Here is a 14,325-nt window from a genome sequence, read left to right on the forward strand (position 1 = left end):
AAATGGAAGGAAGAGTGGATATGACGAAAATGTTGGAAAACCAAGTAGCAATCGTTACAGGGGCAGGACGCGGAATTGGCCGTGAGACGGCATTGGTATTGGCTGAAAATGGAGCGCGAGTCGTTGTGGCAGATCGAGACGAAGAACCGGCAGCAGAAGTCGTTTCTACGATCAAGGATCTCGGAAGCGATGCGATCGCATTTTGCGGAAACGTAACAGATCCAGCCTATCCGAAACAATTGGTAGATGCGACGATCTCAGCCTTTGGTCGACTGGATATTATCGTGAATAACGCTGGCTATTGCATTGACGGCCTGCTTCATAAAATGACGGACGAAGCGTTCCAGGCGATGCTGGACATCCACTTGATCGCTCCCTTCCGCTTGATTCGTGAGGCATCTCCATACATGCGCGATGTCGCCAAAAAAGAGATCGAGCAAGGAATCGTTCATCACCGCAAGATTATCAATGTTTCCTCAGGTTCTGGAGTAAGAGGAAACATGGGTCAAGCCAACTATTCTTCAGCAAAAGCAGGTGTTATCGGATTAACCAAAGTCGTAGCGAAAGAGTGGGGGCAATTCAATATCAACAGCAATGCAGTCGCTTTTGGTTTCATTGATACTCGTCTTACACGTCCAAAAGAAGAGGGTCTGGTCGTCAACGGCGAGGCCGCGGGCATTCCAGAGAAAGTACGGCAGAAGCTAATTAGCAACATTCCTCAACAGCGCGTTGGCAGCGCAAGGGAAGCAGCCGAAAGCATTTTATTCCTCGCATCCCCATTGTCCAACTATATCAATGGACAAGTGCTTGGAGTAAACGGAGGTTCCTTGACGTAATCATTTCGTCCAATTTATGTAGATGAGGTGAATGAACATGTCCCATGTGAAAGATTTGATCGGTCTGGAGTTTAAACCGTACACCATGACAGTAGAAAAAGGAAAAATAAAAGAATTGGCCCTCGCCATTGGTGATGACAACCCGATCTATTACGATCTGGAGGCTGCCAAAAAAGAAGGCTACGCTGGCATTCCGATCCCGCCAACTTTTTTGCAAGTCATTGACTTGTGGGGCGGCATGGGTTCCGTCGAAAAAATGGAGAAGCTGGGATTAAAACTGGCGAGAGTTTTGCATGGACAGCAATCCTACGAATATGTGGGTGACATTGTCGCAGGAGATGTGCTGTCTGTCACGAGTAAGGTTGTGGATGCAGAAACGAAAACCGGAAGCACCGGTTCGATGGATTTGGTCACCTCTGAAAATCAGTATCGAAACCAGCGAGGCGAACTGGTAGCCATTACGCGAAACACGATCGTGCATCGTCATTAATGAGGCATGAGAAGAAAGGAGAACGACATGATATTTTATGAGGATGTAAGCGAAGGATATGAGTTCCCCATTCTGGAAAAAGAACCGATCACCCGCGTGCAACTCGTTCGATTTGCAGGTGCTTCCGGCGATTTTCACCCGCTCCATTTGGTGGAAGAGTTTGCAGAAAAAGCCGGAATGAAGATCATCGCTCACGGTATGCTAGTCATGGGGATGCTGTCCCAAGGAGTCACTTCCTGGGTTACTCGAAAAAATGTTCAGAAGATTCAAGTTCGTTTCAGTAAAATGACACTGCCTGGCGAATCGATCCAGATTGTTGGGAAAGTGTTGGAAAAAAAGCCGGACAATACCGTAGTGGGAGAAGTACTGGCAAAGAATAAGGAAGGCGAAGTCAAAGTTTCAGGCATTTTTGAAGCCAAATTGCCCTCCAGGTAGTAGATAAGGCTGTGTATCCTAACTGACCGGATTGAGTGCCGTGAAAACTGGTTGCAATTTTCGCCTTTCACGGCTCTCAAAGACGGTCTTTCCTATATGTGCCTACTCACGAATCATGATTGGGAGGATGATATGATGTCAAGCCCATCAACTTCAACTACACGAACTACTTTTGATTTATGGAAAAGAGAAAGACGTTTCCTTACAGATGAACATGAGATGTTCCGAACGTCCTTGCAAAAATTTCTCGAAAAAGAAGCAGTCCCTAATATTGAAAAATGGGAAGAAGAAAAATACACGCCACGAGAATTTTATCAAAAGCTGGGTGCTCAAGGGTTTCTTTGTCCACAAATAAAGCCAGAATACGGCGGGCTTGGCCTAGACTTTGGTTTCAATCTCGTCTTGGCGGAGGAGTTAAACCGTGTTGGCGTAGGCACACTGGCTAGCACGAGCTCTTCGATTATCGTCCCTTATCTCGAGCGCTTCGGAAACGAAGAGCAAAAGAAAAAATACTTACCGAAATGTGTAAGCGGAGAAATCACGACTTCGGTAGCGATGACAGAGCCTGGAATCGGCTCGGACTTAGCCAGTATGAGTACCATGGCTATTCGTGATGGCGATCACTATATCGTAAACGGACAGAAAACCTTTATCTCCAACGGAATCAATGCATCGCTGTTTTTCGTTGCAGTCAAAACAGATCCAAAAGCAACTCCAGCCCGGAAAGGCATCAGCATCCTCTTGGTGGATGCGGGTACACCCGGATTTTCCCGCGGTCGTAAATTGAAAAAGCTGGGTCAGCATTCAACAGATACCGTTGAGTTGATTTTTGAGGATGCACGAGTTCCCGTTGCAAATCTGTTAGGAGAAGAAGGCCAAGGCTTCTACTACTTGATGGAAAAATTGCAGCAGGAACGGCTCTTGATTGCTTTGGGTGCATTGGTCGTAGCAGAAGAGATGCTCAAGACAACCATGAGCTATGTGAAGGAAAGACAGGCTTTTGGGAAACCGATCAGTTCCTTTCAGAACACGCAATTTGAGATCGCGGAAATGGCAACCGAATTAAAAATGGCACAGACCTTCCTGGATAATTTAACCGAAAAACATATGCAAGGTGATAATATCGTGACCCAAATTTCCATGGCAAAATGGTTCATTACCGAAATGGCAAGGAAGATGTCAGCCCGCTGCTTGCAGCTTCATGGCGGATACGGCTTCATGGAAGAATATCCGATCGCCCGTCGTTACCGAGATGTTGCTGTGATGCCGATCTATGGGGGGACAACGGAAATTATGAAAAATATTATCGCCAAAAACCTCGGTTTGTAAATGACTATCATCTACTAAAATCAGAAAGGGAGGATGAGTATGAGATTTGCAGGCAAAGTCGCGATCGTTACCGGTTCAGGTAAAGGAATTGGCAAGACGATTGCTCAAAAACTGGTTCTGGAAGGAGCACTTCTTACCGTAACGGATGTCAATAAGCAAACATGCGAAGAGACTGCGCTGCAAATCAATCAGGCGGGTGGAAGGGCAATCGCAGTAGAGGCAGATGTTTCCAAGGCGGAGGATACACGAAGGATTGTTGACAAGACAATCGAGGCCTATGGAAGAATCGACATTCTCGTGAATAACGCTGGATTTGTGAAAGATGCGCGAATCAATGACATGGAAGAGAATGAATGGGATTCTGTCATCGATGTTTGTTTGAAGGGCGCTTTTTTATGCTCCAAATATGTGTCTTCTCATATGATCGAGCAAAATTACGGGAAAATCGTCAATATTTCCTCGCGAGCACATTTAGGTAATCCCGGTCAGGCAAACTACTCCTCGGCCAAGGCTGGAATCGTCGGATTAACACGCGCTCTGGCCAAAGAATTAGGAAAAAACAACATTACTGTCAATGCAATTGCACCCGGTCTTATTGAAACGGATGCACTCCTACACCATCCCAAATATGAAAAAATCAAAGAGCTTCAAAAGAAAGATACGCCCATACAACGGATTGGATTACCGGAGGATGTGGCGAATGCCGTTTTGTTTTTTGCATCAGATGAATCCTCATATATCTCCGGTGATCTACTGCACGTCTCCGGCGGAAGATTTGGTTGAGAAGGAGGAACTGAACATGGCTCTCGTATTATCCGATGAACAAACGATGATTAAGGACACCCTTCGAAGATTTTTGGATAAGGAAATACACCCCATGGTTGATGATTACGAGAAATCAGGAAAAGCGGTATCAAAAGACATCGTGAAAAAATTGGTGCCATTTGGGTTTCTGGGAGGACTGCTGCCTGAGGAAGCAGGTGGTAACGGACTCGATTACACAACCTACTTTACTATGATCGAAGAATTGTCCAGAGTGTGGCCATCCTTGCGTGCGACAGTGGGACTATCGAATTCGGTACTGACTCATATCTATGAATACGGAACAGAAGAGCAACGAAGAAAATTTTTACTACCATTAATGAGCGGTGATAAATTTGGCTTTTTTGCCCTGACAGAACCAAATGTGGGATCGGACACATCGAGCATTCAAACTCGTGCAGAACGCAGGGGAGACAAGTGGGTGATTAACGGCTCCAAGATGTTTATTACGAATGGGCTGGAAGGAGAAATCGGGATCGTCATCGCACAAACCGATAAATCCAAAGGAAATGACGGGATTGCCGCTTTTATCGTAGAAAAAGGGATCTCTCATTATCAAACCAAGCCCATTGAAAAAATGGGCACAGTGAGTTGTCCATTTGCTGAGTTGATTTTTGAAGATTGTGAGATTCCGGCAGAGAATTTGCTAGGAAAAGTAGGGGATGGATTACGACAGGGACTAAAATTTCTCAATAGCGCTCGTGCTATGGTTGCCTTTATATCGACAGGCATTGCCCAAGCGTGTATAGACTCTTCTGTGAGGTATGCCAAAGAACGGGTGCAATTTGGAAAACCGATTGGAGGCTTTCAGCTCATTCAAGCAAAAATCAGTGAAATGGTAACGCTGACGAACGCGATGCGCTTGTTGGGTCTTCAAGCCAGCCATCTGCTGGATCAAGGAAAGCCGTGCAAACTGGAATGCTCGATGGCGAAATACTTCGCGACAGAAAAGGTGCTCAAAGTGGCGGAAGAAGCCTTGCAAATCCATGGCGGCTACGGGTACACAAAAGAGTTTCCGGTCGAACGCTATTACCGTGATATTCGTTATTTTACGATCGCCGAAGGAACCAATGAGATTCAAAAACTGATTATTGGACGAGAAATTTTAGGGATCTCCGCTTTTTCTTGATCGTCTGTAAGAGTGGTAAAAGTGCCGACAGAAAGCTCTGTCGGCTTTTTGGTGTTTTTTTACTTCGTCTAGGAGATGATTCCTTGCCGATAGAGTTCCCCAACAGCGTGAGATCGGTTGTTTGCACCTGTTTTTTGAATGGCGGATTTCACGTATTGTTTTACGGTCAACTCACTGATATTCATCGAATCAGCCATTTCCTTTGTACTTTGTCCCCACGCGATTCTCTGCATGACTTCCAGTTCTCTCTTGCTTAATGAAGAAGAATTTTCTGCACCCTGAAAATCTTCAATAACCCTGCCGACGAGTTTGCCATATAGAGTGGCAGATGTAAGGAGATCTTCATCAATAGTCGCTCCTATATGAAATTGTTTGGAGGATATTAAGCCAATGACGACAGAGCCGTAGCAAATGGGGGAAACTAAAAGAGCATGATCATTGGAGGAATGAGCGTAATTGCTACTGGTTTGTTTGAAAAATTCGATGCCAGAACAGTACTTGGCTTTTCTTTCACGGATGACTCCCTGCAAAATATTGTATGACCGAGCATCATCCCGTTTTTCCCGTATATGACTTAATCCTTTTGAAGAAAGGGATATAATTCCTTCTGCAAAATATCCAATAGGCGAATATCGATATAACGAGGCATCCTGGACTGGAAATAGCTCCATATAGAGCTCAAGAATTTTATATAATTTTTCTTCATGATTCGTTATGGCATCCAGCTTTCGAACTAGTTCTTCAATGGTATAGATTGCAGTCACTTTGTCATCTCCTTTTGGGGGAATCTATATACGACAAAATGGGAATATTCCAATTATACAGAAAAAGATAGGCTTTAGATAGAGAGAAAGCATACATGATAGCAAGGGAAGGATGGAAGTTTTGTGGCAAATTTAGATCCAAGAGCAAAAGTTTATTTGGACAGGATTAACCAATTACCGCCTCTCCATAAGTTAGAACCGCAAGCAGTGAGAGATTTATTCGCACAGATCCCTCCTGTCGAGGTAAAGCTCGCACCACTCGCAAAAGTGGAGGACAAGCGGATTCCTGTTGGAGCGGAAGGCGAAATAACCATCAGGATTTACACACCAGAAGGACAAGGTCCGTTTCCACTTTTTATCTATTATCACGGTGGAGGTTGGGTAATCGGTGATCTTGAAACCGTAGATGCCAGTTGTCGAATGCTGGCTTATCAAACGGGAAGAATCATCGTTTCTGTCGACTATCGTCTAGCTCCAGAGCATAAGTTCCCTGTTCCCGTCGCAGATTCCTATGCAGCGTTAAAGTGGGTGAGTGAAAATGCTTCCTCTATGAATGGAAGCGCTTCTGATTTGGTCATAGGCGGTGATAGTGCAGGAGGGAATCTTGCCGCTGTGCTCTCGCTTCTTGCTAGAGACCAAAACGGTCCTGCAATAAAGGCGCAGGTCCTCATTTACCCAGTAACGGACATGCGCTTTGACTCTTCGTCTTACATGGAATTTCAAGAAGGATTTGGTCTGAATCGGGACCTGATGATTTGGTTTTCCAACCATTATATCAATCATGAGTATGATAAAAGCAATCCGTATGTCGCTCCACTTTCAGCAAGTGATTTGAGCAATCTACCTCCAGCGATCGTGATTACCGCTGAATGTGATGTTCTGCGCGATGAGGGGAAGGCTTATGCCGAACGCTTGAAGAATGCAGGGGTAAAGGTTGAATCGATTTGTGAGAAAGGCTTGGTACACGGGTATTTTGCGAATATGGCTATATTTCCGGAGCGTATAAAAGCAACGATTTCTCGTATAACAGAATTTTTGCATAAGATCGATCAGATTATCACCAAGTAGGATAGGGGGGTGTATCAATGTTGAAGGGAAAGCTACTCATTTTCTCACTGACTACTGTCCTGACAACGCTGTCCTTTTCTGTTAGTAATGCTGCTTTAAAAGCTCCTGCTCAGGCTAGCACCATCGTGCCCTTGGCGAAGCAAGGAACGGTATCAACCAAACAGTCACGTGAGAATTTAGCGTACAGCCTGGGTATCCAAGCGTACATTTACGGTTATCCTCTTGTAACCATGGAGATGAAGAAGCGGAATGCTATACAAAACAAAAGGCCTTTAAATCAGTTTTTTCATCATCAAACGCTACCTGCTGCTGATTATCGGGGCGTAGTTTCCCCCAATCACGATACGCTGTACTCGGCTGCCTATCTTGACCTTACCCAAGGTCCTCTGGTCCTGCACGTACCTGATTTCGGAAAACGATATTATACCATCCAATTGATGGACGCATGGACAAATTCCTTTGACTACATCGGGACGAGAACGACAGGCACAAAAGAAGGCGACTATGTGATCGTTGGACCAACGTGGGAAGGTGACCTGCCAGATAATAGGAAAGTTATCAAGTCCCCGACCAATACAGTGCTCGCTGGTGGACGTATTTTAATAGATGGGGAGAATGACATACCGAATGTAACAGAACTTCAAAAGCAGATGACGATTACACCCCTTGTCCAATCTGCGCAGACCAGTTCTTCCACAAATGTACCTGCTGCTTTATTCGACGATCAGGACCCGCTGTCGTTTTTTCGTATGCTGACCAACTCCATGAAAGCCAATCAGCCTGCTCCAGTGGATGAGGCTCACGTCAAGCAATTTGAACACATTGGGATTTCGGCTACCGGTAATTTTAATGAAACTGCGCTTGATGAAGCCACTCTGGCGGGGTTAAGACGAGCTGTAAAAGATGGGGAAGAAATCATTGCAACGGCAAGTGTTGGCAAAGGACAAGGAGAAAATGGATGGAGCCTCAACCTCGATTACGGAACTTATGGGGTTGATTACTTGAAGAGAGCTGTCGTAGCTCGTACGGCTTTTGGTGCCAACATCCCGAGTGAAAGCGTATATCAAAGAACGGCTGTGGATGACAATGGGGACCCATTAACCGGAGAGAATCGTTATGTCATTCACTTTGCAAAAGATAACCTTCCTCCTGTCGAGGCTTTCTGGTCACTAACCCTGTATGGAGCAGATTACTACTTCGTACCAAACCATATCAATCGTTATGCACTTGGCGACCGCACGAGGGAGCTGAAATACAATGCAGACGGCTCTCTTGATATCTACCTCCAGAAAGAACCGCCAGCAGGAAAAGAATCGAACTGGCTGCCGACGCCAGAAGGAGACTTTAACTTGATGCTCAGAATGTATTTGCCAAAGCCAATTGTCCTGGAAGGCAAATACGAAATTCCCACGGTGAAAAAAGTAAGCGGACAATAAGCAAAGGGGGAAGTGCTTGTGAAAAAGGCAGGTCTGTTCATTACAGCACTGAGTGTATTGACTTCAATGGCGACGGGTAGTGCTTATGCAAAAGAAAACAGGCAATACCAAGCAGGAATGGTTCAGTCACAAGCTTCGGCCGCACCAAATACAGTACCACTCGTGCAAGCTCCCTTCCGTACCAATTTGGCGTACAGTGTAGGCGTTGATGCTTACATATACGGCTATACCCTGGTTGAAATGGCAAGAACGATGCAGACATACACGGAAAAAACCCCATTGAACACATTCCATCATGACAAGCTGTTAGCTGATGCCAGTTTCAGGGATTTTGTTACACCAAACAATGACACATTGTACTCAAGTGCATGGCTTGATTTATCAAAGGGACCCCAAGTGTTGCGTTATCCCAAAATCGACCGTTACTTCACTCTGCAAATGATGGATGCCTACAGTAACTCCTTCCATTATATCGGCGGCTCCAATCTAGATGACTATCAAGGTGGAAAGGTTGTGATTGTGGGACCAGAGTGGAAAGGAAAGCTGCCAAGTGATGTGGAGGTCATCAGAGCGCCAACGGATATGCTCTGGCTTCTGGGGAGAACATCTGTCAATGGCGAAAAAGATTTGCCCAATGTTTATAAAATTCAGGAGGAGTATACATTAGCACCCTTGGATGCCAAACAGAAACCGGGTTCGATCCATCTACCCAAAATTCAATTGGGTGACTTCGATGATCCGTCAAAATTTTATCCATTACTCGCCCAATTGATGAAGCTCAACCCACCGCCACAAAAGGATGAGGCTTTTCTAAGCAAGCTTGAGTTCATAGGCTTGGATTACCAGGCAGGGACATTTCACGCAAACAATGATCCAGTGGTTATGGAGGGCTTGACGAAAGCGGTAAAAGATGCAAAAGAGATCATAAAGAATTCCATGAGTATTCTCCAAAGACCCAACAATGGAAATTGGCGGGTAAACAATGAACGAGTGGGTATTTATGATACCTACTATTTAAACAGAGCAATGATTGCCAAGCGTGGACTTGCAGCCAATACGGCAAAAGAAGCTGTATACGCAACAACCCGTGTGGATAGTGATGGGAATCCTTTGGTCGGTCAGAAAAAATACGTGATTCATTTTGAGAAAGATCAGATCCCTCAGACAAAATCGTTCTGGTCGCTCAGTATATATGATTCCGATAATCACTTCATCAATAATCCGATGAATCGCTATTCGATTGGAGATCGCACGGAAGGGCTGAAATACAATGAGGATGGTTCGTTAGATATCTACATTCAAAGCACACCACCGGAGGGCAAAGAATCTAACTGGCTACCATCACCTACCTCAACGACAGCCCCGAATTTTAGTTTGGTCTTAAGAATCTACACCCCAGATGAGTCTTTACAGGAAAATACCTTTGTCGTACCGGCTGTGAAAGTAGTGAATGAGTAAACATGAGGAGGTTGGAACAAAAATGACATTTACTCAGCACAAATCCCAGAAGAATGCGAATACCGACTTCGACGCGGTGATCATCGGCGCGGGATTCTCGGGGCTATACATGCTCTATCGTTTGCGTGAAGCAGGATTTTCTGTGCAAGCTTACGATGCCGCTCCAGATGTTGGTGGTGTCTGGTATGCAAATCGTTATCCCGGAGCGAAATGCGACTCGGAAAGCATCATTTACAATTACATGTTCTCCGAGGAGCTCTATCAGGAATGGACATGGTCCTCCAGATACCCGGAGCAGGCAGAAATTCTGAGTTATCTCAACTATGTGGCGGACAAGTTCGATTTGCGGCGTGACATCCAGTTCAATACGCGTATGAGGGCGGCCCATTACGATGAGGTGAATAACAGGTGGCGACTCCAGACGGAAGACGGCACGCATATAACGGCGACGTACTTTATTACTGGTGTCGGTAATCTCTCGTCCTCCAATATCCCCAAATTTAAGGGCTTGGATAGCTTCGAAGGCGATTGGTACCATACCGGACACTGGCCACATGAAAAGGTAGATTTCAAAGGGAAGCGCGTCGGAGTGATCGGTACAGGTTCGAGTGGTATCCAGTCCATCCCGGTCATTGCAGAAGAAGCAGGTCATCTTTTCGTCTTTCAGCGGACACCTGGGTATTGTACGCCAGCGAGAAACCACGCCTATGATCCTGAGTTCATCCGCCAAACGAAAGCAAACTATAGCGAGATTAAGCGGCAAACGCGTGAATCTGCGACCGGCTATCTGCACAAATTGATCCATGATCGATCCGCGCTGGCAGATTCTCCAGAAGAACGCCAGCGGGAATACCAAAAGGTTTGGGATCGGGGAGGATTTGGGTTAGGTACAACTTACAATGACTTGATCATTAACCCGACAGCTAATGAAACGGTCGCCGAATTCATTCGCAGCAAGATCGGTGAGACCGTAAAAGACCCCAAAACAGCGGAGCTTTTGAAACCAACTTATTATTTCGCTGCGAAAAGACCTGTTCTGGACACCAATTATTATGAGACCTATAACCGCGACAATGTCACTTTAGTTGATGTAAAAAGTGCTCCAATTACAGAGATAACACCCAAGGGAATCAAAACGACGGAAGAGGAGTATGCACTGGATATCCTCGTTTTTGCAACCGGTTACGATGCGATGACCGGGCCGTTATTTAAAATCGATATTCGTGGAAAAGACGGAATCTCCCTGAAGGAAAAATGGGCTGGAGGTCCCCAAACCAGAACGTACCTAGGCATCGCAAACGCTGGTTTCCCGAACATGTTTATGATTACGGGTCCCGAGAGTCCCTCCTCTCTGTCAAACGTTCCTGTTTCCATTGAGCAGCATGTGGAATGGATTGGCGATTGCCTGGAATATTTGCGCGAGCATGGGATTACAACCATAGAGGCGAAAGCCGAGGCAGAGGAGGCTTGGAGCGCGCATTGCAGAGAAGTGGCCGATGCGACACTCTACACGAAAACAGATTCATGGTATACAGGTGCAAATATTGAGGGTAAACCACGTGGATTCCTCATCTATGTAGGCGGTGTTGGAGCCTACCGCAAAATATGCGACGAGGTCGCAGCCAAAGGCTATGAGGGCTTCTCCTTAACCCCTACGTCTGCTAAAGAAACCATTTCATAAAAAGACGCAACATTCCAAACAAAAGGAGATGAATAGCATGTCCAAAGTACGAGCTGTACCGCAGGAAAACGTGGCTACTTTCCTTTTTGACACCAAACAAATGCTGATCAACGGCGAATGGGTTCCTTCTCTCTCCGGTAAAATCTATGAATCTATCAATCCAGCAAATGGTGAGGTCATCGCCAAAATCTATGAAGGAGACGAGGCAGATGTAGATCGGGCAGTGCGTGCAGCAAGAGCAGCATGTAACGGGCCATGGTCAAAAACATCCCCTGTAGAACGAACACTACTCCTCCATAAGCTTGCAGATTTGCTGGAACAACGTGCTGAAGAATTTGCCTATCTCGAAACGCTGGATGGCGGTAACACGATTACGCTTACTCGTCATGCATTCGTCCCAAGCGCCGTGGCTCACTTGCGCTATTATGCAGGCTGGGCGACCAAATTAACGGGACAAACGATACCGCTTACATCAGGCGGAAATTTTCATGCCTATACAATTAGAGAGCCATTAGGTGTTTGCGGACAAATTACGCCATGGAACTATCCTTTGCTGGGGACAGTCTGGAAGTTAGCCGCTCCGCTCGCTGCAGGGAATACCGTGATTTTGAAGCCTTCCCAGCAAACATCCTTGACGACCTTGCTGCTTGGTGAGCTGATTATGGAAGCAGGTTTCCCCGCGGGTGTGGTGAACATTGTAACAGGTTCTGGCCGTAAAATCGGGGAAGCGATCGCGAATCACCCTGATATTGACAAAATCGGTTTCACAGGGTCGACGGAAGTGGGCAAAGGAATCATGAGAAAATCCGCTGACACCTTGAAAAAAATCACTTTGGAATTAGGGGGAAAATCACCAAACATTATTTTTGCGGATGCTGACCTGGATAAAGCGATACAAGGTGCGTTTCTTGGGATGTTTACAAACCAGGGGCAAATCTGTGTGGCAGGGACTCGTCTCTATGTTGAAAAGCCAGTCTTTCAACAGGTCACAGCTAAATTGGTTGAAATGGCACAAAAAATGAAAGTTGGGAACCCTCTAGACCCAGCTACACAGATGGGGCCACTGATTTCCAAAGAGCACTTGCAAACTGTGAAAAATTATATTGAAATCGCCAAAAAAGAAGGAGCTACCGTTTTAACAGGCGGAAACATTCTACAAGAAGGCGAGCTGGCAGGCGGAAACTATTTGGAGCCTACCATCCTTACTGATCTCGAAGAAAATTGTACGGCGGTAAAAGAGGAGATATTCGGCCCGGTCTTGTGCGTCATGCCGTTTGAACAGATAGAGGAAGTCATTGAAAGAGCGAACGAAACCGAATACGGATTGGCTGCAGGTATATGGACGCAAAATTTGACGACCGCGCATAAGGTCAGCAATGCGTTAGAAGCAGGGACTGTCTGGGTAAATACGTATCTGAAGTCGGATAACGCTCTTCCCTTCGGAGGACATAAGCAAAGCGGGATTGGATCAGAAATGGGTTATCAAGGTATAGAAGCTTACACCAAAACGAAAAGTGTCTTAATCAGCCTCGATTAAATGAATCAAAATCATACCAGGGGGTAAACAGAATGAAGGCACTCGTACTCGTAGATAAGCAGAAATGTGAAGTGAAAAATGTTCAAGATCCCACACCTGATAAAGACGGGATTCTCATTAACGTCATGGCAAACGGAGTATGTCGGAGTGACTGGCATTTTTGGCTGCATGGACAACCAGTGAACCGTATTTTGGGTCATGAATTCTGCGGTATCGTGGAAGAAGTGGGAAGGGAAGTGACCCATTTTAAAAAGGGAGATCGGGTAGTTGTTCCATTTATCGGAAGTGATGGAACGTGCCCTTATTGTCTCAGTGGGAAGTCAAACCTGTGTGACTCTCGGTCATTCCCCGGAATGTCTTATGATGGCGGCTATGCAGAATACGTCGCGGTTCCAAAAGCAGATCGAAATGTTATCCATTTGCCAGAAGAAATTGGCTTCCTTGATGCTTCGGCCTTGGGTTGCCGCTTCATGACCGCATTCCATGGACTAGTCGATCGGGCTCAAGTTATGCCTGGAGAATGGGTTGTCATTTACGGATGTGGTGGCCTTGGGCTTTCTGCAATTAACATTGCCTCGGCTATGGGGGCAAACGTGATCGGTGTGGACATTCATGATACGAATTTAGTGTTAGCCAAGCAGATGGGGGCAGCTTATACCATTAACAGCCGTAAAACGAACTCCGTTGAAGCCATCATGGAACTCACGAAGGGTGGAGCAGACGTGTCAGTAGATGCACTGGGGCATTCCGAGACATGCGTCAACTCAATCCTCAGTCTCAAAAAAGACGGCCGCCACTTGCAAGGGGGGATTGTTACACATGATGGTGGAAATGTTACGATCCCAGTAACGGATATGGTCAAGAAAGAGATTCGCTTCCTTTCTACCTTTGGCATGCCGGTTCATGGTTACTCTTCTTTGCTTTCTTTTGTGTTGCAAGGAAAACTGGCTCCTAGCAAAATGGTGAATCGCGAAGTGTCTCTTTCAGAAGTGAATGACATTTTCGAAGGGATGACACAAAATACGCTTACTGGAACATTTGTTGTCACAAAATTCGAATAAGACAAGCCAGTCATTGCAAGCATGAGGAAGAGTCTGCGGGTCATTACAGCAGACTCTTTTTAGTGAAGTCATTTATAGAAATTTCTGATTTATCATCCAAGATCGATGGTGTATAGTAAATGAAAAGGAATCAATAATGAAACGTTCCGCTCGCCCGTTTCTGGTATCGACCTAGTCTCTACAAGCTTGGTTTTTATCACAATGGTCCTCATGATGGTAGTGACCATCATGTTGCTGGCACCGAATTAAAACGTCGAATGGAAATCCGGCGTTTTTTGT

13 protein-coding genes are annotated in these 14,325 nt (G+C 45.7%); 12 read left to right on the forward strand and 1 reads right to left on the reverse strand.

Features of this window, described 5'->3' with window-relative positions; genetic code table 11:
• Positions 1–20 precede the first annotated feature (20 nt).
• The 6 genes from AB432_RS14790 to AB432_RS14815 all read left to right on the forward strand — a co-directional run bounded on the left by AB432_RS14790 (position 21) and on the right by AB432_RS14815 (position 5,041).
• Complete coding sequence (locus AB432_RS14790) at positions 21–836, forward strand: SDR family NAD(P)-dependent oxidoreductase (protein ID WP_048032920.1); 816 nt, start codon at positions 21–23, stop codon at positions 834–836.
• Between the two features lie 37 nt (positions 837–873).
• A complete protein-coding gene (locus AB432_RS14795; protein ID WP_053079576.1) occupies positions 874–1,326 on the forward strand; it encodes a MaoC family dehydratase N-terminal domain-containing protein in 453 nt (150 codons plus the stop codon).
• A 27-nt stretch (positions 1,327–1,353) separates the two neighbouring features.
• Complete coding sequence (locus AB432_RS14800) at positions 1,354–1,761, forward strand: MaoC/PaaZ C-terminal domain-containing protein (protein ID WP_048032922.1); 408 nt, start codon at positions 1,354–1,356, stop codon at positions 1,759–1,761.
• A 135-nt stretch (positions 1,762–1,896) separates the two neighbouring features.
• Entirely contained in the window at positions 1,897–3,090 is a 1,194-nt protein-coding gene (locus AB432_RS14805) for an acyl-CoA dehydrogenase family protein (protein ID WP_048032923.1), read from the forward strand.
• A 39-nt stretch (positions 3,091–3,129) separates the two neighbouring features.
• Positions 3,130–3,873, forward strand: coding sequence for an SDR family NAD(P)-dependent oxidoreductase (locus AB432_RS14810; protein ID WP_082195931.1), 744 nt, complete (start codon positions 3,130–3,132; stop codon positions 3,871–3,873).
• Between the two features lie 16 nt (positions 3,874–3,889).
• The gene (locus AB432_RS14815) at positions 3,890–5,041 is read left to right on the forward strand and encodes an acyl-CoA dehydrogenase family protein (RefSeq protein WP_048032925.1); all 1,152 of its coding nucleotides are present in this window, start codon (positions 3,890–3,892) and stop codon (positions 5,039–5,041) included.
• A gap of 68 nt (positions 5,042–5,109) precedes the next feature.
• On the opposite strand, the gene AB432_RS14820 is transcribed toward AB432_RS14815, so the two are convergent.
• The gene (locus tag AB432_RS14820; RefSeq protein ID WP_048032926.1) at positions 5,110–5,805 is read right to left on the reverse strand and encodes a response regulator transcription factor; all 696 of its coding nucleotides are present in this window, start codon (positions 5,803–5,805) and stop codon (positions 5,110–5,112) included.
• A gap of 123 nt (positions 5,806–5,928) precedes the next feature.
• On the opposite strand from AB432_RS14820, the gene AB432_RS14825 reads away from it, so the two are divergent.
• Genes AB432_RS14825 through AB432_RS14850 form a run of 6 tightly spaced genes read left to right on the forward strand, consistent with a single transcriptional unit; the run spans position 5,929 to position 14,046 of the window.
• Positions 5,929–6,873 carry an alpha/beta hydrolase gene (locus AB432_RS14825; protein ID WP_048032927.1) on the forward strand — a complete coding sequence of 315 codons (945 nt, stop codon included), beginning with the start codon at positions 5,929–5,931 and terminating at the stop codon, positions 6,871–6,873.
• A 17-nt stretch (positions 6,874–6,890) separates the two neighbouring features.
• Complete coding sequence (locus tag AB432_RS14830) at positions 6,891–8,309, forward strand: DUF1254 domain-containing protein (RefSeq protein ID WP_053079577.1); 1,419 nt, start codon at positions 6,891–6,893, stop codon at positions 8,307–8,309.
• A gap of 18 nt (positions 8,310–8,327) precedes the next feature.
• The gene (locus AB432_RS14835) at positions 8,328–9,767 is read left to right on the forward strand and encodes a DUF1254 domain-containing protein (protein WP_053079578.1); all 1,440 of its coding nucleotides are present in this window, start codon (positions 8,328–8,330) and stop codon (positions 9,765–9,767) included.
• Positions 9,768–9,789: 22 nt separating this feature from the next.
• Positions 9,790–11,448, forward strand: coding sequence for a flavin-containing monooxygenase (locus AB432_RS14840; RefSeq protein ID WP_048032928.1), 1,659 nt, complete (start codon positions 9,790–9,792; stop codon positions 11,446–11,448).
• A gap of 37 nt (positions 11,449–11,485) precedes the next feature.
• Complete coding sequence (locus tag AB432_RS14845) at positions 11,486–12,985, forward strand: aldehyde dehydrogenase family protein (RefSeq protein WP_048032929.1); 1,500 nt, start codon at positions 11,486–11,488, stop codon at positions 12,983–12,985.
• A gap of 32 nt (positions 12,986–13,017) precedes the next feature.
• Positions 13,018–14,046, forward strand: a complete 1,029-nt coding sequence (locus tag AB432_RS14850; RefSeq protein ID WP_048032930.1) for an alcohol dehydrogenase catalytic domain-containing protein — start codon at positions 13,018–13,020, stop codon at positions 14,044–14,046.
• Positions 14,047–14,325 lie beyond the last annotated feature (279 nt).

It is taken from the genome of Brevibacillus brevis (assembly GCF_001039275.2).
Taxonomy (GTDB): Bacteria; Bacillota; Bacilli; order Brevibacillales; family Brevibacillaceae; genus Brevibacillus; species Brevibacillus brevis_C.